19 protein-coding genes and 1 tRNA gene are annotated in these 25,547 nt (G+C 63.2%); 2 read left to right on the top strand and 18 right to left on the bottom strand.

Annotated elements, in window-relative coordinates:
• Positions 1-22 precede the first annotated feature (22 nt).
• The 10 genes from rpoC to tuf form a co-directional block, all read right to left on the bottom strand.
• Entirely contained in the window at positions 23-4,369 is a 4,347-nt protein-coding gene (rpoC, locus tag SRU_RS09275) for a DNA-directed RNA polymerase subunit beta' (RefSeq protein WP_011404501.1), read from the bottom strand.
• A 111-nt stretch (positions 4,370-4,480) separates the two neighbouring features.
• Positions 4,481-8,488 carry a DNA-directed RNA polymerase subunit beta gene (gene rpoB / locus SRU_RS09280; protein ID WP_011404502.1) on the bottom strand — a complete coding sequence of 1,336 codons (4,008 nt, stop codon included), beginning with the start codon at positions 8,486-8,488 and terminating at the stop codon, positions 4,481-4,483.
• A 435-nt stretch (positions 8,489-8,923) separates the two neighbouring features.
• Entirely contained in the window at positions 8,924-9,307 is a 384-nt protein-coding gene (gene rplL / locus SRU_RS09285) for a 50S ribosomal protein L7/L12 (protein WP_011404503.1), read from the bottom strand.
• A gap of 138 nt (positions 9,308-9,445) precedes the next feature.
• A complete protein-coding gene (gene rplJ / locus SRU_RS09290) occupies positions 9,446-9,982 on the bottom strand; it encodes a 50S ribosomal protein L10 (RefSeq protein ID WP_011404504.1) in 537 nt (178 codons plus the stop codon).
• Between the two features lie 51 nt (positions 9,983-10,033).
• A complete protein-coding gene (rplA, locus tag SRU_RS09295) occupies positions 10,034-10,747 on the bottom strand; it encodes a 50S ribosomal protein L1 (protein WP_011404505.1) in 714 nt (237 codons plus the stop codon).
• Between the two features lie 120 nt (positions 10,748-10,867).
• Positions 10,868-11,308 (bottom strand): 50S ribosomal protein L11, encoded by a 441-nt coding sequence (gene rplK, locus SRU_RS09300; protein WP_013062207.1) that lies wholly within the window; start codon positions 11,306-11,308, stop codon positions 10,868-10,870.
• Between the two features lie 118 nt (positions 11,309-11,426).
• Positions 11,427-11,984: a transcription termination/antitermination protein NusG gene (gene nusG / locus SRU_RS09305; protein WP_011404507.1), complete on the bottom strand. Its 558-nt coding sequence runs from the start codon at positions 11,982-11,984 to the stop codon at positions 11,427-11,429.
• A gap of 49 nt (positions 11,985-12,033) precedes the next feature.
• Complete coding sequence (gene secE, locus SRU_RS09310) at positions 12,034-12,219, bottom strand: preprotein translocase subunit SecE (RefSeq protein WP_043553312.1); 186 nt, start codon at positions 12,217-12,219, stop codon at positions 12,034-12,036.
• Positions 12,220-12,330: 111 nt separating this feature from the next.
• Positions 12,331-12,406, bottom strand: a tRNA-Trp gene (locus SRU_RS09315).
• A 90-nt stretch (positions 12,407-12,496) separates the two neighbouring features.
• Positions 12,497-13,687 (bottom strand): elongation factor Tu, encoded by a 1,191-nt coding sequence (gene tuf, locus SRU_RS09320; RefSeq protein WP_011403793.1) that lies wholly within the window; start codon positions 13,685-13,687, stop codon positions 12,497-12,499.
• Between the two features lie 447 nt (positions 13,688-14,134).
• Between tuf and SRU_RS09325 the strand changes: the two genes are divergently transcribed.
• Both SRU_RS09325 and SRU_RS09330 read left to right on the top strand, forming a co-directional pair.
• Positions 14,135-15,919, top strand: coding sequence for an SLC13 family permease (locus tag SRU_RS09325; RefSeq protein WP_164923594.1), 1,785 nt, complete (start codon positions 14,135-14,137; stop codon positions 15,917-15,919).
• Positions 15,920-16,090: 171 nt separating this feature from the next.
• On the top strand, positions 16,091-16,402 hold the full coding sequence (locus SRU_RS09330; protein WP_011404510.1) for a hypothetical protein: 312 nt from the start codon (positions 16,091-16,093) through the stop codon (positions 16,400-16,402).
• Between the two features lie 124 nt (positions 16,403-16,526).
• Here the strand turns inward: SRU_RS09330 and SRU_RS09335 are convergent, their stop codons facing one another.
• From SRU_RS09335 to rbfA, 8 genes are all read right to left on the bottom strand, one after another.
• A complete protein-coding gene (locus tag SRU_RS09335; RefSeq protein ID WP_011404511.1) occupies positions 16,527-16,769 on the bottom strand; it encodes a hypothetical protein in 243 nt (80 codons plus the stop codon).
• 88 nt (positions 16,770-16,857) lie between these two features.
• Positions 16,858-18,459 carry a carboxypeptidase regulatory-like domain-containing protein gene (locus SRU_RS09340; RefSeq protein ID WP_112904175.1) on the bottom strand — a complete coding sequence of 534 codons (1,602 nt, stop codon included), beginning with the start codon at positions 18,457-18,459 and terminating at the stop codon, positions 16,858-16,860.
• 534 nt (positions 18,460-18,993) lie between these two features.
• Positions 18,994-19,815: a segregation and condensation protein A gene (locus SRU_RS09345; protein ID WP_011404513.1), complete on the bottom strand. Its 822-nt coding sequence runs from the start codon at positions 19,813-19,815 to the stop codon at positions 18,994-18,996.
• A 260-nt stretch (positions 19,816-20,075) separates the two neighbouring features.
• Entirely contained in the window at positions 20,076-21,062 is a 987-nt protein-coding gene (gene galE, locus SRU_RS09350) for a UDP-glucose 4-epimerase GalE (protein ID WP_011404514.1), read from the bottom strand.
• A gap of 149 nt (positions 21,063-21,211) precedes the next feature.
• Positions 21,212-23,350: a polyribonucleotide nucleotidyltransferase gene (pnp, locus tag SRU_RS09355; RefSeq protein WP_237701697.1), complete on the bottom strand. Its 2,139-nt coding sequence runs from the start codon at positions 23,348-23,350 to the stop codon at positions 21,212-21,214.
• 141 nt (positions 23,351-23,491) lie between these two features.
• A complete protein-coding gene (rpsO, locus tag SRU_RS09360) occupies positions 23,492-23,758 on the bottom strand; it encodes a 30S ribosomal protein S15 (RefSeq protein ID WP_011404516.1) in 267 nt (88 codons plus the stop codon).
• Between the two features lie 125 nt (positions 23,759-23,883).
• A complete protein-coding gene (locus SRU_RS09365) occupies positions 23,884-24,819 on the bottom strand; it encodes a bifunctional riboflavin kinase/FAD synthetase (protein WP_011404517.1) in 936 nt (311 codons plus the stop codon).
• Between the two features lie 266 nt (positions 24,820-25,085).
• Positions 25,086-25,484: a 30S ribosome-binding factor RbfA gene (rbfA, locus tag SRU_RS09370; protein WP_011404518.1), complete on the bottom strand. Its 399-nt coding sequence runs from the start codon at positions 25,482-25,484 to the stop codon at positions 25,086-25,088.
• Positions 25,485-25,547 lie beyond the last annotated feature (63 nt).

A 25,547-nucleotide genomic window follows, 5' to 3' on the forward strand; every position in this document is an offset into this window, starting at 1 on the left:
ACGCTATACAACGTGGTGGAGGCTAGTTTTCGGAGCCGGACGCCTCGATTTGCTCGACGTCCTCCTCGCTCGGCGCACCGTCGCCGGCCGCCCCGTCGCCGCTCGGGCTTTCGCCGTCGCCGCCGATGGCCGCCTGCAGCTCTTCGAGCTCGGACTTCGAGCCCACGACCAGGTCGCGGTACTCGCGCTGGCCCGTGCCCGCAGGGATGGAGTGGCCCGCGACGACGTTCTCCTTGAGCCCTTCCAAGGGGTCCGTCCGGGACCGAATGGCGGAGTTCGTGAGCACCTTCGTCGTCTCCTGGAACGAGGCCGCAGAGATCATCGAGTCGGTGGCGAGGGACGCCTTCGTGATGCCGAGGAGTAGCGGCTCACCAACCGCGGGTCGAGCCTCGCGGACCTCAATCTCCGGCTTGTCTTCGCGCTTCAGCTCCGAGTTGAGCTCGCGCAGGCGCCGGCGGCCGATGACTTCGCCAATCTCGACGTTCGCGTCGCTCGGGTCCTTGACGACGAATTTGTCGTACAGGTCGTCGTTGATGCTCGCCATCTTCTGGCGATCCACCTGGTCCTCCTCGAGGAAGTTGGTGTCGCCCGGCTCGGTAATCTTCACCCGCTTCATCATCTGCCGGATCACGACCTCGAAGTGCTTGTCGTCAATGTCGACGCCCTGGAGGCGGTAGACCTCCTGGACCTCGTTGAGGAGATGCTCCTGCACGGCCCGTGGCCCCTTAATGGACAGGATGTCGTGCGGGGCAATCTGTCCGTCACAGAGCCGGTCGCCGGCCTCTACGTAGTCGCCCTCGTGCACCAGCATGTGCTTCGAGAGGGAGACCATGTAGCTCTTCTCCATGTCCCCGTCGCGGCTGGTCACGATGACCTCCTGCGAGCCACGCTTCTGATCGCCGAAGCTGACGATGCCGTCAATCTCACTGACGACGGCCGGCTCGTCCGGCGTACGGGCCTCGAAGAGCTCCTCCACGCGCGGCAGACCACCGGTAATGTCGCTGGTCTGGGCGGCCTGACGCGGCATCTTCGCGAGGGTCTGGCCGGCCTGCACCTCGTCCCCTTCGTCGACCTGGATTCGGGCGTCGACGGGCATGTTGTACTCCCGCTGCTCCCCATCCTCGGTCTCGACGATGACGGCGGGCGTGAGGGTGCGCTCGCGGCTTTCGACGATGACCTTCTCCTTGTGTCCGGTCTGCTCGTCGGTCTCCTCGCGGTAGGTGGTGTCCTCGATAATGTCCTCGAACCGCACCGTGCCGTTGGCCTCCGTAAGGATCAGGCTGTTGTAGGGGTCCCAGCTCGCCAGCACGTCTCCGTCCTCGACGTCTTCGCCCTCGTCGACCAGCAACTCCGCGCCGTACGGCACGACGTAACTGGTCAGCTCGCGGCGGTCGCCGTCCGTGTCCATGATTCGGACTTCGCCCTGCCGGGAGAGCACGACCTCCTTCGGCCCGTCGGTGTCCTCGTACGTGACCGTACGGAGGTTCTCGAACTCGAGCGTGCCGGCAAACTTCGCCTGAATGGTCGACTCGCCAACCTCGCGCGTCGCGGTGCCGCCGGTGTGGAAGGTCCGGAGCGTAAGCTGCGTGCCCGGCTCCCCAATCGACTGGGCGGCGACCACGCCGACCGACTCGCCCACCTCGACCATGCGGCCGGTGGCGAGGTTCTGGCCGTAGCAGAGCGTGCACACGCCGCGCTCGGCCTCACAGGTAAGCACCGACCGGATCTCGATCTCCTCGATGGAGGTCTGCGCGATGTCGTCGGCAATCTCGTCGGTGATGAGCTCGTTCGCCTCCACGATGAGCTCGTCGGTGTGGGGATCGTACACGTCGCGGACCGACACCCGACCCGTAATCCGGTCGGAAAGCGGCGCGACGACCTCCTCGTTGTCCTTCAGCGCGCCGACGTTGATGCCGCGCAGGGTGCCACAGTCGTGCTCGGTCACCGTCACGCTCTGGGACACGTCGACGAGGCGGCGCGTGAGGTAGCCGGCGTCGGCGGTCTTGAGCGCCGTGTCGGCCAGTCCCTTCCGCGACCCGTGGGTGCTGATGAAGTACTCCTGCACCGTCAGGCCCTCCTTGAAGTTGGAGAGGATCGGGTTCTCGAGAATCTCGCCGCCCCCGCCGCCTTCGCCGATGTTCTTCTGCGGCTTGGCCATCAGGCCTCGCATGCCGCCGAGCTGGCGAATCTGCTCCTGCGAGCCGCGAGCCCCGGAGTCGGCCATCGTAAAGATGGGGTTGAAGCCCTCCTTGTGCTCCTTCAGGGCGTCGAAGAGCACCTCGGAGACCTTGTTGTTCGTCTTCGTCCAGACGTCGATGACCTGGTTGTAGCGCTCGTTGTCGGTGATGAAGCCCATCGAGTAGTTCTGTTCGGCCTCCTCCACCGTCTCGTTGGCCTCTTCGATGAGCTCCTCCTTCTCGTCCGGAATGATGATGTCGGAGAGGGAGAACGTCATGCCCGAGGTCGTGGAGCGGCGGAAGCCCATGTCCTTGATCGCGTCCAGGAAGTCCGCCGTCTCCTCAAAGCCGGTCTGCTTCAGGACGCGGGCAATGACCGGCCGCACGTTCTTCGTGCTCAGGACCTCGTTGACGTAGTCGAGCGTGTCGGGCAGCGTTTCGTTGAAGATGACGCGGCCCACGGTCGTGTCGATCATCTCTCCGGACCCGTCGGGGTCGCGGAGCTGGATCTTGGCGTGGAGGGCCACCTGATCCTGGTCGAAGGCCTGGCGCACCTCCTGCACGTTGGCGAAGCGCATGCCCTCGCCCTTCTGGTTGGACTTCGCCTTGGTGATGTAGTAGAGGCCCAGAATCATGTCCTGGCTCGGCACGGCGAGCGGGCCGCCGTCGGCCGGGCTGCGGACGTTGTGGCTCGACAGCATGAGCACCATGCTCTCGAGGCAGGCCTCGTGCGAGAGGGGCACGTGGACGGCCATCTGGTCCCCGTCGAAGTCGGCGTTGTACGCCGGGCAGACGAGCGGGTGAATCTCGATGGCCTTGTTCTCGGTGAGGACGGGCTGAAAGGCCTGAATGCCGAGCCGGTGGAGCGTAGGGGCACGGTTGAGTAAGACCGGCCTGCCCTGAATCACCTTTTCCAAGATGTCCCACACGTCCTCGGTCTTCTTGTCGACGTACTTCTTCGCGCTCTTGACCGTCTTGACGATGCCGCGCTCGATGAGACGGCGAATGATAAATGGCTTGAAGAGCTCGACGGCCATCTCCTTCGGCAGCCCGCACTGGTGCAGCTCCAGGTGCGGCCCGGAGACAATGACCGAGCGGCCCGAGTAGTCGACGCGCTTGCCGAGGAGGTTCTGGCGGAAGCGCCCCTGCTTGCCCTTCAGCATGTCGCTGAGGCTCTTGAGGGGCCGGTTCGAGGAGCCGCGCACCGAGTTGGACTTGCGGCTGTTGTCGAAGAGCGAGTCGACCGCCTCCTGCAACATCCGCTTCTCGTTCCGCAGAATGACCTCCGGCGCCTTGATGTCGATGAGGCGCTTGAGGCGGTTGTTGCGGATGATGACCCGGCGGTACAGGTCGTTCAGGTCACTGGTCGCAAACCGTCCGCCGTCGAGAGGGACGAGCGGGCGCAGCTCCGGCGGGATGACCGGAATCACGCGCATCACCATCCACTCCGGCTTGTTGGTGCCGTCTTCGTTGGCCTCGCGGAAGGCCTCCACCACGTCGAGCCGCTTCAGCGCCTTCGACTTGCGCTGCTGGCTCGTCTCGGTTCGCACCTGGTAGCGGAGCTCCTGGGCGAGCTTATCGAGCTCGAGCCGTTCGAGCATCGTCTCGACCGCTTCGCCACCAATCTTGGCGATGAACTTCTCCTCGTTGTCGTCCTGGAGGCGGTTGTTGTCGTCCCGGATCTGGTAGAGGATCTCGTAGTACTCCTCCTCCGTCAGGAGCTGGTTCTCCTCCACCCCGAGCCGCTCGGCCGTGCCCGGCTGGATGACGATGTAGTTCTCGTAGTAGATGACCTTCTCCAGGTCCTTGGACTTGAGCCCAAGCAGGTGCCCGATCTTGTTGGGCAGCGTCTTGAAGTACCAGATGTGGACCACCGGCACGCTCAGGGAAATGTGGCCCATGCGCTCTCGGCGGACCGCCTTCCGGGTGACCTCCACACCGCACCGGTCACAGATAATCCCCTTGTACCGGATGCGCTTGTACTTCCCACAGTGGCACTCGTAGTCCTTGACCGGGCCGAAGATCTTCTCGCAGAAGAGCCCGCCCATCTCGGGCTTGAACGACCGGTAGTTGATCGTTTCGGGCTTCATCACCTCGCCGTAAGACCGCTCCAGGATGTCTTCCGGGGAGGCCAGGCTGATGGTGATGCTGTCGAAGTCAGTTTCGATCTCCTTGGAATTACCGTACGGCATATGCGGTTTTTAAATCTAGAATGGATCGTGCGGAGTGGGAGGGGGGGAGCGAACGAAGTGACGAACACGGCCCGCAGACCGAGTCGCCGGTTCGCACTTCGCACTCCGCAATTAGTCGAGCGTCACCTCAAGCCCGAGCCCCTGAAGCTCCCGGACGAGCACGTTGAAGCTCTCGGGGACGCCGGGCGAGGGCAGGTTCTCGCCCTTCACAATCGACTCGTAGGCCTCGGAGCGGCCCTCGACGTCGTCGGACTTGAAGGTGAGCATCTCCTGCAACGTGTTGGAGGCCCCGTAGGCGTACAGGGCCCAGACTTCCATCTCTCCAAGGCGCTGCCCGCCGAACTGAGCCTTTCCGCCCAGCGGCTGCTGCGTGATGAGGCTGTAGGGGCCGATGGACCGGGCGTGCATCTTGTCCTCGACAAGGTGCTCCAGCTTCATCATGTAGATCTGGCCCACCGTCGTCTTCTCGTCGAACGGCTCGCCGGTGCGCCCGTCGTAGAGCTGCACCTTTCCGTCGCGGGGGAGGCCGGCCTTCTCCAGTTCGTCGCCCACGTCTTCGAGCGACGCACCGTCGAAGATCGGGGTCGCGTACTTGACCCCAAGCCGGTCGCCCGCCCAGCCGAGGAGCGTCTCGTAGATCTGTCCCAGGTTCATCCGGGACGGCACCCCGAGCGGGTTTAGCACCAGGTCCACGGGCGTGCCGTCGTCGAGGAACGGCATGTCCTCGACCGGCGCAATCTTCGCGATCACGCCCTTGTTGCCGTGGCGTCCGGCCATCTTGTCGCCCACCTCAATCTTCTTCTTCCGCGCCACGTAGACCTTCGCCATCTGCACGACGCCGGAGGGCAGCTCGTCGCCCATCTCGACCTGGTGCTTCTGGCGCTTGGTGGTGCCCTCGATGTCGCGGCGGCGCGACTTGTAGTTCCGAAGGAGCGTGCTGATCTGGTCGTTCAGCTCCTCGTCCTCGGTGAACTCGGCACGGGTGCTCAGGTCGGACGGGTCGACCTCGTCAAAGGCGTCTTCCTCAAAGTCCGCGCCTTCGGTGAGGAGGACCTCGCCCTCACGGTCTTCGAGGCCGGCGCTCGTCGCGTCCTCGACCAGGGCAAAGAATTTCTCCCAGAAGCGCTCGTTAAGGTCCGCCAGCTTACGCTCGTGGTCGCTCTCGATGTTTTCGAGGCGCTTCTCCTCCATCTTCTTGGAGGCCGGGTCGAGCTCACGGCGGCTAAAGAGCCTCGTGTCGATCACGACACCGCCCTCCATGCCCGGCTTGGCCTTCAGGGAGGCGTCCTTCACGTCGCCGGCCTTGTCCCCAAAGATGGCGCGGAGCAGCTTCTCTTCCGGCGTGGGGTCGGTTTCGCCCTTCGGCGTAATCTTCCCGACGATGATGTCGCCCGGGGTGATTTCGGCCCCCACGCGGACAATGCCCCGCTCGTCGAGGTCCTTCGTCGCCTCCTCGCTCACGTTCGGAATCTCGCGGGTCAGCTCCTCCTCACCGCGCTTCGTGTCGCGCACTTCGTGCTCAAACTCCTCGATGTGGACCGAGGTGTACACGTCGTCGGCCACGAGGCGCTCGCTGATGACGATGGCGTCCTCGTAGTTGTACCCGTGCCAGGGCATGAAGGCGCAGAGCACGTTCTTGCCGAGGGCGAGCTCGCCCTTCTCCATCGCGAACCCATCGGTGAGGACCTCGCCCTCCTCCACGCGGTCGCCCGCCTGGACAATGGGCTTCTGGTTCATGCATGTGCCCTGGTTGGTCCGGCGGAACTTGGTCAGCTCGTACTCCTGGACCGGTTCGCCGAAGGTTAGGTCGGTCTTGTCCTGCTCCTCGTCGTAGCGCACAACGAGGCGCTCCGCGTCTACGTACTCGACGACGCCCTCGCCCTCCGCCACCACGCAGGAGCGGGAGTCCTTCGCCACCCGTCCCTCAAGACCGGTCCCGACGATCGGGGAGTCGCTTCGGAGCAGCGGCACACCCTGCCGCTGCATGTTCGATCCCATCAGCGCGCGGTTCGCGTCGTTGTGGGAGAGGAAGGGCACGAGGCTGGCCGAGGGCGAGACGATCTGGTTCGGCGCTACGTCCATGTAGTCGACCTCCTCCGGCTCGACGATGGGGAAGTCTCCCTGGTGCCGGCAGCGCACCTCGTCGCGCTCGAAGTGTCCGTCGTCGCCGATCGGGGCGTTGGCCTGGGCCACCGTGGCCTGGTCCTCCTCTTCGGCCGAGAGGTATTCGACCCGGTCGGTCACCCGGCCGTCCTCCACCACACGGTAGGGGGTTTCCAGGAAGCCGAAGTCGTTGATCGTGGAGTGGACGCAGAGGGACAGCATCAGCCCGATGTTCGGCCCCTCCGGCGTCTCGATGGGACAGAGCCGCCCGTAGTGCGTGTGGTGGACGTCTCGAACCTCGAACCCGGCCCGTTCGCGGGTCAGGCCGCCCGGCCCCAGCGCCGACATGCGGCGCTTGTGGGTCATCTCGGCCAGGGCGTTGGTCTGGTCCATGAACTGGCTGAGCTGGTTGGTCCCGAAGAACGTGTTGATCACGCTCTCGATGGTCCGGGCGTTCACCAGGTCCTTCGGCGTAAACTTGTCGGCGTCCCGCAGATTCATGCGCTCCTTGATGGTGCGCGCCATGCGGGCCAGGCCCAGGGAGAACTGGGACCCAAGCTGCTCGCCAACGGACTTCACGCGGCGGTTGCTGAGGTGGTCGATGTCGTCGGCCGTGCTCTCTCCATTCTGGAGTCGAATGAGCTCACGGACGATGCCGACCACATCCTCCTTCGTGAGGACCTTCTCGTCGGTGTCCACGTCGACGTCCAGCCGGGCGTTCATGCGGTGACGCCCCACATCGCCCAGGTCATAACGGTCCTCGTTAAAGAAGAGTCGCTCAAGGGCCTCCCGGGCAGAGTCAAGGTCGGGCGCCTCGCTCCCACGCAGCTTCTCATAAATGACCTCAAGGGCCTCCTCCTCCGTGTGCGAGGAGTCCTTCTGGAGGGTTTCCACGAGCGTGCTCTTGTCGAGTGCCTCGTCCTCAACATCCTCCCGCACGAGATAGAGGCGGCTCACGTCGTACTCGTCGAGCTCCTCCCAATCCCCCTCCTCCAGCTCGTGCTCGGCGGGCAGCAGCACCTCGCGCTCCATCTCTTCGTCGACCACTTCCCCGGTGTCCTCGTCGACGATCTCGATCGTCTTCTCGATCGTGACGCTCGTTGCGAGCTCGCGGCCGAGGTGCTCTTCGAATTCGTCTTCGTCGCCGATGTCAACCGCGTCGGCCAGATCGAACATCTTCACGATCTCCTCGTCGCTGGAGAAGCCCAGCGCACGAAGCAGCGTGGTGACGGGCACCTTCTTCTTGCGGTCGACGTAGGCCCACAGCACGTCACGAACGTCCGTGGAGAACTCCATCCACGAACCGCGGAAGGGAATCACGCGGGCACTGAACAGCTCCGTGCCGTTCGAGTGAATCTCCTTCTCGAAGAACGCACCGGGGCTGCGGTGGAGCTGGGAGACGATGACCCGTTCGGCTCCATTCACGATGAACGTCCCGCGGTCGGTCATGAACGGAAGCGTCCCCAGGTATACTTCCTGCTCGATCGCCTCGATGGCCTCTTCGCCCCCTTCCTCCTCCTTGCTCGTGAGGCGGAGGGTGGCCTTCAGGGGAATCGAGTACGTGAGGCCCTGCGCGATGCACTCCTCGACCGTGTGCTTCGGGGCGTCGAGCTCGTAGTTGACGAACTCAAGGGTGTAGCGGTCCCGGTTGTCCTTGATCGGGAAGTGCTCGTTAAAGACCGCCTGGAGGCCAACGTCCTCCCGGTCGGCGGGCGGCACGTCGTCCTGCACAAAGTCGTGGAACGTCTTCAGCTGGACGTCCAGGAAGTCCGGATAATCCCACACCTCCGGAATGTCCGCAAAGCTTTCGCGCGGATCCGGGTCCACAAGGTGACCGGGGGTGGTGATGTCTCCGTTTAAAAAGGTCGGCATAGGCTGTAGGTATCGCTCGCGTGAATATACTGCGTTCGCAAAACATCCGACACGCCGGACGGCACGGGTGCGAATACCGTGCGTGGGGCCTCGGAAGCAGGGGGATCCATGTCTGTCGTCGGGGGGCGCAGGCCCATGAGCCATCGGTCAAGCCACAAGCCGCCGTCCCGGTGCCTCGGTACGTCAGATGCGCAGCGCCCTTCTGCGCCCGGCCTTGCAGGCTCATTCGCGACAGTCCACGAGTCGGGCTCAAAGATGGAGAAGGCGACCGCCGGAACCACCGCTTCCGGCATGAGACATAGGCCCTGACTGAGCAAGAGGCCCCGCGGGCAAGGTTCACCCGAGAAAGTACACTCAGACAGGACGGCATCTACGGTCGTCCGTGACGGCTTGTTTCAGGACCGCCCTTCGGGTTTCGGGGGGATTCCCCCCAAAGAAGCCAAAGGCCAATCCCGAGCACGTTCGGGACGGAACCCGAATCGTCCAGGATCGGCCTTCGCGGGCAAGAAGCCTCTCACCGGCGCGACAGGGCTCGTCTCCGCCCTGTCTTGGCTTTCTCATTCATATGGAGGCAGGCGCCTACTGGAGCTCAACCTCGCCCCCGGCGTCTTCAATCTGCGCCTTGAGGTCGTCGGCCTCCTCACGGGAGACGCCTTCGCTCACCGGATTCGGTGCCTCGTCCACGAGCGACTTGGCCTCCTTGAGACCCATGCCCGTGATGGAGCGGACCTCTTTGATAACCTGAATCTTGTTGCCCCCAATGCCGGTGAGCACAACGTCGAATGCCGTCTGCTCTTCCTCCTCGGCGTCTCCGTCGGCACCGCCTCCGCCGTCGGCCGCCACGGCAACGCCCGCCGAGGCCGGCTGGATGTCGTATTCCTCTTCAAGATGATTCGCGAGCTCGTTGGCTTCCTGGATGGTAAGCCCAACGAGCTGTTCGGCAAGTTCTTCGATGTCAGCCATAGGTTTGGTTGTGTAGTTGGTCCTGCGGCGGTCTTGGCACCGACCACAATCGGCGCTGCGCCGCGAATTAAGGCGAGTGTGGATGGTCGGGACGCCGGTGGCTTGGACCTCGTTCGTGAGGCCGGAACGCCACCTGCGCTACTCGTCTTCCTCTTCGTCCGCGAGGGACTGGAGCAGGCCGGACAGACGCTGACCGGGCCCCTGAAGGCCGCCCACCAGATTCTGGGCCGGCGCCAGCAGGCGACCGATGACCTCCCCAATGAGCTCCTCGCGCGACTTCAGCTCCGCAAGCGTATCGAGCGCCTCCGGATCGTCGTACATGTCGCCCTCAATCCAGGCGACCTTCAATTCCGGGCGGCCCAGCTCTTCCTCCTCCAAAAAGTCTTGGAGAACCCGAGCGGGCTTGGCCGGGTCTTCGCTGAAGGCGATGGCCGTAGGCCCCGCAAAAAACTCTTCCAGGGCGTCCTTCCCCTCGATGCGATCGAGGGCGAGGCGGGCCAGGGTGTTCTTGGTGACCTGATACTCGACGCCCGCCTCCCGAAAGCGCCCCCGGAGGTCGTTCGACTGGGCGACGGTCAAGCCCTCAAAGTTGGTCAGGTAGATAATCGGGTACTCGTTGAGCTTCTCCCCGATCTCTTCGATGATTTCGGCTTTCTCGGCTCGGTTCTTCGACATGGAATGGGCAAGTTGGTCGGTGTGCAACGACGACGGCCAGGGGCGACGGGGCTACCGGGCTTCACTGAGCACGGAGCTCCGATCCACGCGCACCGGCGGCCCCATCGTGGCCGACAGCGTGATCGAGCGCAGGTAGAGCCCGCCCGCCGAGGCCGGCCGGAGCCGAATGACCTCGCGGAGGAGCGCCTGGGCGTTCTCGTACAGCTCGTCGGGGGAAAAGGACGCCTTTCCGATGGGGGTGTGCAGGTTGCCACTCTGATCGACGCGGAACTCAATCTTTCCGGCCTTAATCTCTTCGATCGCGTCGGCCACGTCCATCGTGACGGTCCCGCTTTTCGGGTTCGGCATGAGGCCGCGCGGGCCCAGAATGCGCCCGAGCTGCCCCACCTGCCCCATGACGTCCGGCGTGGCGATGGCCACGTCAAAGTCGAGCCAGTTTTCCTCTTCGATGCGCTCGATGTATTCGTCGAGCCCCACGTAGTCGGCGCCTGCCTCCTCGGCCTCCTGCTGCTTGCCCTCACTGGCCAACACCAGCACGGTGACTTCTCGACCGGTGCCATTGGGAAGGGTGATCGACCCTCGCACCATCTGGTCGGCGTGCTGCGGGTCGACGCCGAGACGAAGGTCGAGGTCAATCGACTCGTCGAAATTGGCGGTTGCGGTGTCTTTCGCCAACCCTGCGGCCTCTCGCAGCTTCACAGGCTCGTCCTGCTCCTCCACGAGCTCGTTGGCGTCTTGGTATCGTTTGCCTTCAATGTTTGCCATAACAGATGCGGTTGTGTGGTACGAGCGTCCCCTCGATCGGTACCGAGACGACTCCCACGTGAACAACGAATGCGGCGACAATACGGATCTGAGCGGTCGTCCCCCAAAAGGACGGGGGACCTACTCGTGGGCCGGCTTGCCCTCTACGGTAATTCCCATGGACCGGGCCGTGCCCGCCACCATGCTCGCCCCCTTCTCCACGGTGTGGGCATTCAGGTCCTGAAGCTTCTGGTCGGCAATGTCCAGGCAATCGTCCCAAGTGACCGTGCCGGCATCGTCCCGAAGCGGGTCGCCCGCGGCGGTTTCGATGTCGGCCTTCTGCTTCAGAAGAACGGATGCCGGCGGGCTCTTGACGATGAAGTCAAAGGAGCGGTCGGCGTACACCGTAATCTCGACCGGGAGGAGCGTCCCCATCCGGTCTTCGGTGCGGGAGTTGAATGCCTTGCAGAACTCCATGATGTTCACGCCGTGCTGCCCGAGGGCCGGGCCGATGGGCGGGGCGGGATTGGCCTGTCCGCCCTTGATTTGAAGCTTGATGGTTTGTTCGACCGGTGCTGCCATGTGCGTATGGGCGGTACAAACGTTGCCCGATGGGAGTCGGGCCCACTTCCGCCGGTTTGTTCGAGAAACACGAGAAAGGGCGACGGCCCCAGTGGCGCCGTCATTGCGAAGTGTGCATTTACTCTTCGTGCTCGACCTGGAGGTAGTCGAGCTCAACAGGGGTCTTTCGCCCGAAGATGGAGACCATCACCTTGACCTTCATCTGGTCGGGGTAGACGTCCTCTACAATCCCATTGAAGCTGTCGAAGGGCCCGTCCACCACCTTCACCGGGTCGCCCACCTTGAACGGCATTTCGGGCTGCTCCCCCATCTCCTCCGCACGATCCATCTTGCCGAGGATGCGCTTGATCTCCTCCTCGCGGAGCTGGGTCGGTTCGTCTCCGGTCCCCGTCGTCAAGAACCCGATCACCGACGGAAGGTCCTCGGCGAGGTCGCGGAGGTCGGACGTGAGGGTGCAGTTGAGGAGGATGTATCCGGGAAAGAATGTTTTCTCCTTTGTCTTCTTCTCTCCCCCTTTCATTTCGAAGACCGTTTCCGTGGGAATCAGGATTTCCTCCACCTGGTCCTCAAGCCCAATTCGCTCGATCTCACTTTCCAGGTACCGACGCACCTTTTTCTCATGGTTCGAGAACGTGCGGAGCACGTACCACGTGTCTGTCTCTGTGTCTTCAGCCATAGCGGATGTCAAATGCCTGCAGCAGTCGATGCGCGGCCCACCTCTCGGGTTATACCCGGTAGAGGATCTCCAGGATTCGCTGGATGACCTGGTCGGCCAGAAATATAAATCCGGAGACGATCAGTGTGGCGACGATCGTGATGAGCGTGCTACTGATCAGTTCGTCACGGCCGGGCCAGTTCACCTTCTCCATCTCCGCAACGACGTTTTCCAGGTACTCACGTATCCAGGTCATGGGCAAAGAGTCAGATGAGCAGACCGTGGCCTGCGACAGAACGCGCTCGTCGGAGCGGCTCGCCAGCACGAGAAAGGCCGATTCGAACGGGCATTCACCCGGCCCGTAGTGTGGCACGGACGGGAGGACTCGAACCCCCAACCGGCGGATTTGGAGTCCGCTGCTCTCCCAGTTGAGCTACGTCCGCGAATGCGGTGTGGGGAACGCCTCGTCAGCGCGGCCCGCACAGGGGTGGCGGACGAGGCGCATCGAGGACCGCCCCGACACCGAAAGTGTCCTAGTCCAGGATGTCGGTCACCACCCCGGCGCCGACCGTGTGCCCCCCCTCCCGAATCGCAAACCGCAGGCCCTCCTCCAGCGCCACCGGCTCAATCAAGCTCCCCTCAAACGTCGCGTTATCCCCCGGCATCACCATCTCTACCCCCTCGGGCAGCTCAATCGACCCGGTCACATCGGTCGTCCGAAAGTAAAACTGCGGCTGGTACCCGTCGAAAAACGGCGTGTGACGACCCCCCTCCTCCTTGCTGAGCACGTACACCTCGCACTCAAACTCCTTGTGCGGCGTCACCGTCCCCGGCTCCGCCAGTACCATCCCCCGCTTGACCTCCTCCTTCTCAATCCCCCGAAGCAAAATGCCTGCGTTGTCCCCTGCCTCCCCCTCCTCCAAGGTCTTGTTGAACATCTCAATGCCGGTGACCACCGAGTCCATCTTCTCCTCCTGCATCCCGACAATCTCAATCTCGTCCTGCAGCTGCACCCGGCCCCGCTCAATCCGACCGGTCACCACCGTCCCCCGGCCCGTGATCGAAAAGATATCCTCCACCGGCATCAAAAACGGCTTCTCCACGTCCCGCTCCGGCGTCGGAATGTACTCGTCGACCGCCTCCATCAGCTCCATGATCTTCTCCTCGTGCTCCTCGCTGGACTCGAGGGCCTGCAGCGCCGACCCCCGCACCACCGGCACCTCGTCGCCCGGGAACTCGTACTCGGTCAAAAGCTCCCGGACCTCCATCTCCACCAGCTCCAACAGCTCCGCGTCGTCGACCAGATCGGTCTTGTTCATGAACACCACCAGGTAGGGCACCCCCACCTGACGGGCCAAAAGAATGTGCTCTCGGGTCTGGGGCATCGGGCCGTCGTCCGACCCCACAACGAGAATGGCTCCGTCCATCTGCGCCGCCCCCGTCACCATGTTCTTGACGTAGTCCGCGTGCCCCGGGCAGTCGACATGAGCGTAGTGCCGGTTCTCCGTCTCGTACTCGACGTGGCTCGTGGCAATCGTAATGCCGCGCTCCCGCTCCTCCGGCGCGTTGTCGATCGCCTCAAAGGTCTGCTCCGCCGCCCCGCCGACGCGCTCGGCCAGTACCTTCGTGATCGCCGCCGTCAAGGTCGTCTTCCCGTGGTCGACGTGTCCGATCGTTCCTACGTTCACATGCGGCTTCTCCCGCGCAAACTCTTCCTTGGCCATAACGTCTATGTGGTGGTCGTATTCAGGGTGAATCGGAGTGGATGCAGGACATCCGCCGTGGTCCGGCGGAAGGGGCCTTCGCCTCAGGGGCGTCCGCAGCAGACGCCCCCGGATCATTTGCTGTGCAGTCTGAGAAAACCTTCCATGTCACGCAGGGTTCCGGCGCGACACTGACTTCACTGGCTTTCCAACTCTGACGTTTTCGTCTCCGCGGTCTGCGTCCGGGTGCCTAGCGCCACGTAGAGAGACTTCGGGGCCCAACGTTTGGTTCCGGCTCCCGACAGACGCAGAGGGGACTCGTGCCGTGTAGCCCCTGTGTCCCACCAGTATTCGCACACTTCTTCCCGTTTTCCGGCGCGCATTCAGACCAATGCCGCCGTGTACCGGTTGCAGCGAAGGCAGATTCACGTACACCTTCTCCCCTCCGGTAGTCCGCTTCTCCGTCGTATGGACCCACAGTTGCTAATTGTATTTGCGATCCTAGGGCTCACTGTCACCCTGATTGTGACCGAGGCATTTCGGATTGACGTGGTGGCAATCCTGGCCATGCTCTCGCTGGTCTGGGCCGGCAGCATCACACCGGAGCAGGCACGGTCGGGCTTCTCAAGCAATGCTGTCTTCGCCATCATTGCGGTCATGATTATGGGGCGGGGCCTTTACAAATCGGGCATCACCGAGAGGATTGCCAGTTTCATTCTGCAGATTGCAGGGGCGGGGCGGCGTCAAATCATCTCCACAGTATCGGTCACCGTCGGGCTGATGTCCGGCCTCATGCAGAACCTGGGGGCCGCCGCTCTCTTCCTTCCCGTCATGACCGGCATCTCGAAGCGGGAACAGATTTCCATCTCTAGCCTCCTGATGCCGATGGGCTTCGCCGCCCTGCTCGGGGGCACCCTGACGATGGTCGGAACGAGTTCGCTGATCGTTCTCAACGACCTCCTCACGGCCCGGGGCCTCTCGACGTTTGGCCTCTTCAGCGTCTTCCCCATCGGGCTCGTCCTGCTGATCGTGGGCGTCGGGTACTTTTCTCTTCTCGGTCCGTACGTGCTTCCCTCCAAGCGCGAGGAGAGCGACACTACCTCCCCCGGCCAAAAGCTGCTGAACGTATGGGGCCTCTCGGACAGCATCTATACCTTCCAGATTCCTGGCGGCAGCGACCTCATCGGGAAATCCGCCGAGGAGTCCCGAATGGGCGCCAACTACAATATCAACCTGTTGGAGGTGTACGACGACGAGCAGTCGGACTACGACATTTGGCGGGAGATTCGGTTCCAGAAGCAGCAGAAGATTGTGGTCCAGGGCCAGGAGGGGGACGTCGAGGCCTTCAAAAGCACCTACGGCCTCGAACTTACAGAAGAAGAAGACAAGTCGGATCTTGGATCAAGCGGCGGGTACATAGAGGTTGTCATTCCGGCCCGGTCCAGTCTCGTGGGCAAAACCCTGCGGGACGTGCCGCTCCGCGACACCTACAACGCGCAGGTGGTGCTCTTTTTCAGTGAAAGCGAGGTGGTGGAGAAGGGCTGGGCCGACCGGGTCATTCAGGCCGGAGACACGATGGTCCTGCACGCGAAGTGGGAGAGCCTGGAGTTCTTCAGGCAGAGCGAGAACTTTATCACCGTGACCCCACTGGAGTATGAGCCCAAACATCCCGAGAAGGCCTGGCTGTCGGTGGGCAGCTTCGCCGGAGCGATCGGGCTGGTCCTCGCCCTCGACCTTTCCATCTCCATCGGCTTTCTTACCGGGGCCATCGCCATGATTCTTGGCGGCGTACTGACGATCGAAGAGGCCTATCGCTCGGTCGAATGGAAAGTCGTCTTTCTGATCGCGGGCCTCATCCCCATCGGCATCGCCATGGAGGAATCGGGGGCCGCCTCGGTCATTGCCCAAACCCTGGCGGCCCTGGTCCAGGGCGTCCATCCGTTCCTAATCTTGTTTTCCCTGGGCCTGTTGATGACCTTCTTCTCCCTGGTCATGTCCAACGTGGCGGCCACCGTTCTCATGGCGCCCCTCGTGCTTGAGATGGCCGGCACCATCGACCTCACGGCACAGGTGTTGGTCCTTCAGGTGGGGCTCTGTGCGGCAAACTCGTTCATTCTGCCTACCCACCACGTGAACGCCCTCCTCATGACGCCGGGCGGCTACCGCGTCCCGGACTACCTCCGTGCCGGGAGCGCTCTGTCGCTCATCTTCGTGCTCGTCACCACCACAATGCTTTATCTGTTCTACCTGTAAGCGCCTGTACCGAAGGGGCTCGTCTCGGGACGTGCGCCTGCTTCACACAATGCGCACAGAGAAACCCGAGGGCTCTTCCACTGGTACCTTTTTGTCCGTACTGCAGGGGTTTGCTTGCGCCCGCAGTGTCAACTTGACCCGCCGTCTTTCTTTTGACGACTCCGTTCATCCATGAGGTCCCGTTCCGCTAGAAGTCAGAAGGTACAACCTCATACCCGAAGTGGAGAGCTTACCTCCCAGTCCGGCATCATCACTGGACGCCTGGCCGACTGGGCCGATGCCTTGGAGACGACGAGCTCCGAGCTGCTGGACGCCATGGACCGCGCCGGCATCGAGCCACTTATCGACACGGGGGCGTCCAAGGACGGAGAAGGCCACGACCGCCCGACCAACCCTGAGCTCCGCTGCATCGCGATGACGGAGGCGGACGTGGGTCGCGTAAGCGCCGAGCTGCTCGAAATTTCTCCTGTGGCGCGCGAGTAGGAAGTGCCCCCGCTCTCCCCGATGCCCGTGCCCACCGCCGCGTTCAGGGGACACGGCCGGCTTGGGCTGGCATTACTACGAGCCCACACGCGTCCCCGGAATGGGGAGGCGGGGCCCGGGCTGCCTATCCGGGGACCTTTTGCCCCACGAGGTTTGCGGCCTCGTCCATCAGGCGTTTGAAGCGGTGGGCGGTCGACACGCTCTCGAACGAGAGCTCCCACTGATTCATCTCCACGCGGGTCAGCGTGAAATCCGACGGATCGAATCCTGCCGGTACGGCAAGGTGAATGACCGCGTACATGCGTTTCTTGCTGTCGGTCGTCACGGTTACAACGGCTCCGTGACGCTCGACATCGATCGGTATCATTGCCTTAACTGCTTTTGGGGGAATCGCGGGGATGTCACCGCCCCAACAAGGCCCTCAGGCCTCCGGAGGCGACGTAGGGATGGGTGTCTTACTCCTGCGGCGCACGAACCACCACCCCACCCGAAGCCGCCCGGTGCACGGTTGCCCCCTGGGTGGGCGTCAAGGACTGCAACGAGGAGTTGGTCTTCGGGCTGGACTGAGTAAGAACCGTCTCTACACTTCCGTTGGGCCCATCTACGGTAATCGTCACGGCCCGAACCTCGGGCGGTTCGGGATTGTCTTTCCCCTCCACATCTTTGACGACTCGGAAGGTGAAGAGGGTGAGGTCCTCTCTGTTCTGGATGTCTTCCTTGCCGTAGCCATCTCCGTTTTCGTCTTTAAGTGCTGTATCGCCGAGAGTGACTGCGGTGCTGCCCACTGCCTTCACGTTCGTTCCCTCGGCTGTTACCTGGATGGACGTGCCCGGAGCCAGCGGATTCTTATTCTGCACGTCTTGCACCGTCAGTTCATAGGTCTGAGGCAGATCCGTCGGACTCGGCTCGATCTTCATGGGATCCACCTTTACCTCCGGCCGCCCCGAGAAGACAACGGGAATCGTCTCGACGATCGTGTTCTCGTTGCCCGTCTCCGCCGGGTCGGGGCAGTTGTCAGGGTCCACGATCGTATTGACGTCGTCGGTCCCCACCGTACTGGCTTGCACGGTAGCAACCCCATCGAGCGGCAACGGATTTGCGGACGTGAGTGTGACAGATCCCTGTCCCTGATCGTCGGTCTGGACAGAGCCCCCGATGAGCCCCGCGTTCGTACTGAAGGAAACGGAGGTGCCCGGCACCACGGGATTCCCGTACTTGTCTCCCACGAACACCTGGACCGGAGTCGTTACACCAGGATTCTCGAAACCAGGGAAGTTTGTCCGTTCCGGGGCGAGGCTGAAGTGACATTTATTGGGGAGGCCCCCATGGATGGAGAGCCCGACCGGCTTGGACTGGAAGGTCGTCTCGTCGGGCCGTTCGGTCTGGGCCACCACCTGTATCACGCCCGCCTCCTTTCCGCTCGATACATTCACGGTGGCCTGCCCCTGCCCGTTGGTCTCCACGGTGCTCGGGGTCAGGCTGGCCCCTTCGGGCCGCTGCCCGAATCGGAAGTCTACGTCCACGGCCTGGTCCGCCTCGATGGCCTTCCCGGTCGAGTCGACGACCTGGAACGTCAACCGCGCGATGCTCGTCCCCCCGCTCTCCTGCACGCGGATCGAACTGGCCGATTGGTCCTGCAACACAATGTCGGTGGGACGTCCGGGCTCTCGGTTTTCTTCCCCCCCAATCTCGAGCGTGAAGCTCAGGTCGGACGCGCCCGCATCGGGCGATGCCTGCCGCGTCTGCTGAGCATCCACCCCCTTTTTCGACACCGTGATGACAACCTCCGTCGGATCGCCGATATCAATTCTCTCGTTGAAGCGGCCCGTCGAATCGGTCGTGGCCGTCTCTTCAACCTGCTCGCCTGCGTCGTCCGTGAACTGAATGACGACCTGCGCACCCACCACGGGGTCAGAGGCGGCGTTGAGCACTTGGCCGGCCACGGTCGCGTCGCCGGAGCCGCCCCCGCCGAGGTCACAGCCAAGTCCAACAGTCAAAAGAAGAGCGGTCGCCAGGACGAGGGACAGCGGTCGACCGGCGCGAAGAGAACAGAACATGGAACCGGAACGGGAGTCGGAAGCCAGCGCATCATCATGATGCGGCAAGAAGCATTCCGGAATCTGCCTGCCCCTCGTGGGGCGCCACACAAACCGACTGGGCACCGGCGGTTTCTCGGGCCGTCTCTGAGTTCAGTGCGGCCTAAAAACAACAAACAGAAGGGCAATGCGACTGAAGGAAAGCAGATTTTGCCCCGTGTCGCCGTAGAGACGGGTCCCCGGCCCGATTTTTGTGTACTTTTGGAGTATTATTATGGACTCTTGTTCATCCAAAAGATGACAATTAGGTCAGGCCCAACCGGGAGGGTGCCTTTCGTAACGGCAGAGCTGGTGTTTTTACACTCCGGTCCTTTCACGGCCTCGGGGCCTTGCGCCATCGGCCGCTCTCCCCCGGTCGGAGGCCGCCCGTTGGGAGGAGGGGTGAACCAGAAAGCAGCGTCGGGATCCGGAGGGTGGGCGCCTGTGGTGGGCCCGGACTGGGAGGGCCTGGCAGCGGACCGCCCGGCGCACATTAGAGCCCCCCCTGTCCCCTCCTCAGGGTTCGTCGGAGTCCCCTGAGCCTCCCCCGACGGCCCCATCTCCTTGGGGCCGAGAGAGGTTTTGCTGGGCCGGATCGTCGGCCCGAAGCGACGTGTCGCCTCGTGCTTCCACGGAGAAGTCCGAGGCTCGCTCCTCGATTCGAAGCCGGAGATGTTGCTGTCGCGTCAGTTCCAGAAGCGCCAGGAAGGTCGCAATGACGAAGCCGCGCGATTCTCCCTGAATCAGGGCCCGAAAGGAGACCTGTGGCTCGCGACGCAGGCGCTCAATCACGTACTGCTGCTGTTCCTCGACGGTGTATTCGAGCGGCTCGACCTCATGGATGGGCTCGTCGTCCTCGTCCTCCTCGTCGGCCTCGAGGACTCGTCCGAGCGCCTCGACCAACTCGTAGACGGACGCATCCACCTCTACTTCGTGGGATTCTTCGATGCGCTCCCGGTCCGAGGACGCGTCCCCCCGCACGAAGTGCTCGCGGCGTCGCTCCCGACGGGTGGACAGTTGGTCGGCCGCCTCTTTGAACCGCACGTACTCCAGAAGGCGCTCCACCAGCTCGCGGCGCGGATCGACGGATTCTCCGTCCTCGTCGGCCTCCTGTGAGGGCAGGAGCATGCGGGCCTTGATGTTGATGAGGAGGGCCGCCATGTAGATAAAGTCGCCCACCCCGTCGAGGTCGATTTCCTCCATTACACGGACGTACGCGAGGTATTCGTCCGCGATGCGGGCGATGGGGATGTCGTATATGTCGATCTCGTCCCGCTTGATGAAAAACAGGAGGAGGTCCATCGGGCCCTCAAATTGCTCCAGCTCAACGCGGTACATGTCCGCTCGTGCCGTTGTGGAAAGGACGACGGCGCTTGTTTGGCCCTCAGAGTCTGTTTTGGTTTATCTCTCGGGCTGCGAGCGGCCTTGACGGACTGCACATCGCCCCTTCACTCAACCGGCAGCACTCTGAAAGCACTTCTTCGCTGTACTCAGGGCGCACCGCTACAGGCTTCGTTCAGGGTGCGATTTTCGTTCCGTCAATTCTCGCTCTCGCAATCCGACCCAAAATCAAATCAGGCTCTCGGTGGCGGAGCCGTTCACTGTAGTCCATCATACCCGTTCGGGTGGCGCCGGTGCCATTCCCAAGCGGAGCCGATGATGTCGTCGAGGGCGCTGTGTTCCGGGGCCCATCCGAGCTCTTCCCGGATCTTGTCGCTGCTTGCGATGAGGACCGGCGGGTCTCCGGGGCGGGGAGCGCCCTCCTCGGCGGGAATCTCGTGGCCTGTAACGCGGCGGGCCGTCTCGATGACCTCCCGCACGCTGTATCCCTTCCCGTTGCCCAGGTTATACACGCGGCTTCCATCGTCCAGGGCGTTCAGGGCCAGAACGTGCGCCTGCGCGAGGTCGAGCACATGGACGTAGTCCCGCACACACGTGCCGTCGGGGGTGTCGTAGTCGTCCCCGAAGATGACGATCTTATCGCGCTGACCGAGTGCGACTTCCAGCACGATGGGGATGAGGTGCGTCTCGGGGGCATGGTCCTCGCCCTGATTGGGCCCGGCGGCCCCGGCCGCGTTAAAGTAGCGGAGCGCGGCGTAGGAGAGGTCCTCGGTCTCATCGAGCCAGTGGAGGGTCCGCTCCAGAATAAACTTTGACTCGCCGTAGGGGCTTCCCGGGTCGACCGTCACGTCTTCGTCGATGGGAATGCGCTCCGGGGTGCCGAACAGGTTCGCGGTTGAGGACAGGATGAAGCGATCCACGTCGTGCTCCACGGCGGACTTCATCAGGTTCATTCCGCACCGCACATTTTCGTCGAGATAGAGGAACGGCTCTTCCATCGACTCCCCGACCAGGGTATGCGACGCGAAGTGCATGATCGCCTCGGGTCGATGCTCGGCGAGGGTGCGATCAATCAGTCCACGGTCGTTCAGGTCCCCGTGAACGAAGGCCGCATCGTCCGGCACCGCCGCCCGGTGCCCCTGCGACAAGTTGTCGAGCACGATCACGTCGTCTCCGGTCTCGACGAGTTGGCGGGCGACGGTGCTTCCGATGTACCCGGCCCCTCCAGTAACAAGAACGCGCATGAACGTCGGCTCGGTGGTGTGATTCATTGCAACGGCGAACGGCCCCGATACACTCCGGGCCTATACAAAAGGCGAGAGCCCAGGGGCCCTCGCCTTTTGTGCAATCGCATGTGCCTTCGGGCCCCGGGCAGGAGCCGGGGCCGTCTCGGCTACTCGTTCTGCTCTCCATTTTCTTCGGAGACGAACGGCTTTCGCGTGAGGCGCATCTTGCCATCGTCGTGGACCTCAAGGAGATGAACCTTCACCTTGTCGCCCACCTCAAGGTAGTCCTCAACGTTCTCGACGTAGTCGTAGTCGATCTCGGAGACATGGAGCAGGCCCGTCTTCTCGGGCATGATCTCGACGAAGGCCCCGAAGTCGCGGATGCCCTTGACGGTGCCGACGTAGTCCTCGCCCTCCTCCGGCACGGCCACGATTTGCTTGATCCGCTCGATGGCCGCCTCGGCATCGCGCTGGTTGGTGGCCGCGATCGTCACGATGCCCACGCCTTCTTCCTCCTCGACCGTGATCTCGGTGTTCGTCTCTTCCTGAACACTCTTGACGACCTTGCCCCCCGGGCCAATGACGGCCCCAATCCGGTCGGGGTCGATCGTAAGCTTGGTGAGGCGCGGGGCGTGGCTGGACAGCTCCGCCCGCGGCTCGGCAATGGTCTCCTCCATGCGGTCGAGAATGTGGTGGCGCGCGTCTCGGGACTGCTTCAGGGCCTTCAGCATGACGTCGCGGGACAGGCCTTCAATCTTCATGTCCATCTGACAGGCCGTGATGCCGTCCCGGGTGCCCGTGAGCTTGAAGTCCATGTCGCCCAGGTGGTCCTCCTGGCCGAGGATGTCGGTGAGGACGGTGGTCTCGTCGTCCTCCTGCACGAGTCCCATCGCGATGCCGGCCACCGGCTTCTCGATGGGCACCCCGGCATCCATGAGGGCCAGGCTGCCGGCGCAGACGCTGGCCATTGAGGAGGAGCCGTTCGACTCCATGACGTCGGCGTTGATGCGGATCGTATACGGGAACTCGTCCTGCTCCGGGATGACCGGCCGCAGGGCCCGCTCCGCAAGCATGCTGTGGCCGATTTCGCGGCGCTTGGGCCCACGCAGGTAACTGGCCTCGCCCACCGAGAACGGCGGGAAGCGGTAGTGGAGGTAGAACGACTTGTCCGTGTCGGCGAAGACCTCGTCGACCGGCTGTACGTCGTCCGACGTGCCGAGCGTAATGGAGCCGAGCACCTGCGTCTCGCCCCGTGTGAAGATAGCGGACCCGTGGACACGCGGCAGATAACCGACCTCCATCCAAAGATCCCGAACGTCGGTCTGGTCGCGTCCGTCGATGCGCTTGCCCTCCTCGACGATCATGTTGCGCATCTCGCCCTTCTCCACCTCCCCAATGGCGTCGCGAATGTCCGAGGCGGTGTAGCCCTCCGGGGTTTCGGACGCATCGCCGAGCACGTCGTCGACGGCCTGGTCCTTGAGGTCTCCGATCCCGCCGTGAAACGTCTCTTTGCTGTACGGCCCGTGGATGTGGTCGGCCACCTTCGGTCCGTACTCCTCTCGCATGCGCTGCACCAGTTGCTCCGGCACGCGGTCCGCCTCCCACTCAAACGGATCGGGCTCGCCCGCCTGCTCCACGAGGCGGTGTTGTCCCTCACAGAGCCGACGAATCGACCGGTGGGCCACGTCGAGGGCCTCGATCATGCTCTCCTCGCTGATCTCTTCGGCCTCCCCCTCCACCATGACGAGGGCGTCTTCCTTCCCCGCCACCACGAGGTCGATGTCGCTCTCTTCGGTCTGCTGCATCGTGGGGTTTACGATGTAGTCCCCATCCACACGGCCCACGCGAACCTCCGCGAAGGGCCCCGCGAAGGGCGCCCCCGACAGCATGAGGGCCGCGGACGATCCCACCCCGGCAATCACGTCGGCGTCGAAGTCCTGGCCGGCCGAGATGACGAAGTTCACGACGTGGACGTCGTGGTAGAAGCCGTCCGGAAAGAGCGGCCGGATCGCGCGATCAATGAGCCGTGAGGTGAGCGTCTCCTTGTCGGTGGGACGCCCCTCGCGCTTGATAAACCCGCCCGGCACCTTCCCCCCGGCCGCAAACTTTTCCCGGTAGTCAACGGTGAGCGGGAAGAAGTTCGACTCGTTAACGGAGTCGCTGAGTGTGGCGGTGGAGAGCACCATCGTGTCGCCCAGCCGGGCCACGACGGACCCGTCGGCCTGCTTGGCGATGCGGCCTGTCTCCAGCGACAGCGATCGGTCGGGAACGAACTCGATGTCTTCAATATGGGCTTCAGGCTTCATACGTCTCAATCTGCTACTCTCATAAGTCAACAAAAGGCGAAAGGGGTTCCGACGCGGGGCCCGTCGGCCAGGGCACTCCGTATGCCCCCCGTACAGCAAACGGCCTCCCGGCGAGGCCGGGACGCCGCATTGCGGAACAGACTACTTTCGGAGCTCCAGTTCATCTCGGATGGTACGGTACCGCTCGATCTCGTTTTCCTGAAGGTAATTCAGCAACCGTCGGCGCTTTCCGACGAGATCAAGGAGTCCCTGCCGGGTGGAATTGTCATTGGGGTGGTCTTCGAGGTGCTCCGTGAGGTGTTCGATCCGCTTCGTGAAGATCGCAATTTGCACCTCCGGGGTCCCTGTGTCGTTCGGTCCGTTGCCGAACCGGTCTATGATTTTCTGTTGCTCTTCTTGTGTAATCATCGTGCGGTGAAATACCTCTTTAGATTATGCCATGCTAAAGAAGAAACCGCGACTCCAGCGTGGGTTCGCGGGCGAACGTGCCGAACACCATCTTCGTCCCGGGACACCGGAACAGCAAACAGCCGTCAGGCCTGTGTTCGAATAACGGTTCTGCAACGCTCTTCGTCTTCAGAAAGTTGCGCCGCCAGTGCCTCCGCGGATTCAAACTTCTGTTCGGCCCGCAATCTTTGCAGGAACTCAACAGAGAGGGACGCCCCGTATAGGTCGCCCTCATAGTCGAGGAGATGCACCTCGACGGTGACGTCCATTTCGTCGAACGTGGGCCTGCTTCCGATATTCATCATGCCCCCCCGACGGTCCCCATTCGGCAGTGTGACCGCAGTGGCGTAGACCCCTTGCTTCGGGACCAACTTGCGGGCGTCCCCGAGGGCAAGGTTCGCGGTGGGGTAGCCGAGCTTGCGTCCGCGCCCTTGGCCCCTCGAAACGACGCCCTGGAGCTGGTAAGGGCGTCCGAGCCGGTCGGTCGCCTGCTCAACGCGCCCCTCCTCTACCAGCAAGGATCGGATGGTACGGGACGATACAACGTCGTGGTCGACTTCCTGCGGGGGGATGACGTCGACCGAAAACCCGTATTCCCCCCCGAGCTCCCGAAGGGCCTCCACGTCGCCAGCCCGGTCTTTCCCGAATCGATGGTCGTACCCGACCGTGATCTCCTGGACGCCGATCCGGTCCACGAGCACCTCTTCGACGTAGGCCGTGGGGCTGAGCTGCGCAAAGTCGTCCGAGAACGGAACAACCACAAACCGGTCGAGGCCAAGGCGTTCGAGCAGGTCCGCCCGCTCGGCCACGGTCGTCAGGAGCGGGACCTCTTCGTCGTGCACTACGGCTCGCGGGTGGGGATCAAACGACACGAGCGTGCTGGGTCCGTTCTGGGCCTCGGCTCGGTCCTGCAGGTACTCGATGATCGCTTGGTGGCCACGGTGCACGCCGTCAAATGTCCCAACGGTGACAACCGATTGGGGGTCGCGGCTGATGGCATCCCATCCAATTTCACGCTTCATAGGGAATCGGCTCGTCCTTGGTCAGCGGATCCGGCAGGGGCCCCTGAGGTTCAGTCCCATGCTCTGGCAGACCGCCCGGTGGCGCCATGCTGTGCGGGTTCCTTCAGGCCACGGGCGCGGTCTCAAGGGGGGCTCTTTCACCGAGGGGCCCTTGCAGGCGCCGGAGGGGGCGTGCAGACGGCTTCGAAGTGGACGTAGGCCCCAAAAGCAGAGAACAACGGTTGGCGAGAGGGGAACGCGTCTTTCCGTCTTTCCGGCCGGCATGCTCATTCACGGGCATCAGCGGAATCCTCTCCGTCCTCGAGCCGCCGCTCCCGCTCCTCGCGGATGCGGTCAAACAGGTTCTCCATCCGCTTGGCTTCTTCCAGCGACTCGTCGTGGAAAAATTTGAGCTCCGGAATTTCTCGGACTTTGTGCCGGATGCGAGACGCCAGTTGGTTCCGAATTTCGTCCGCGAGGCTCTCCAGCTGCCGGAAGGTGGCCTCCCGTTCTTCGGCGGTGTCCCCCATCACACTCGCATACAGGTACGCGATGGAGAGGTCGCCGGTTACTCGGGCTCGGGTGATCGTCACCATCGGCTGGAGCCGGTCTGCGTACTCGCGCTGCAGAATGCGGGCAACCTCGCGCTGGACGAGCTCCGCGACGCGTTCGGTATATACACTCATGGTAGGCGGGAGGTAGGGGTGAAACCATCAGAGGACGAGGCCGAGCCAGAAACGGCGTCGGCG

The organism is Salinibacter ruber DSM 13855 (assembly GCF_000013045.1).
GTDB classification, from domain to species: Bacteria; Bacteroidota; Rhodothermia; order Rhodothermales; family Salinibacteraceae; genus Salinibacter; species Salinibacter ruber.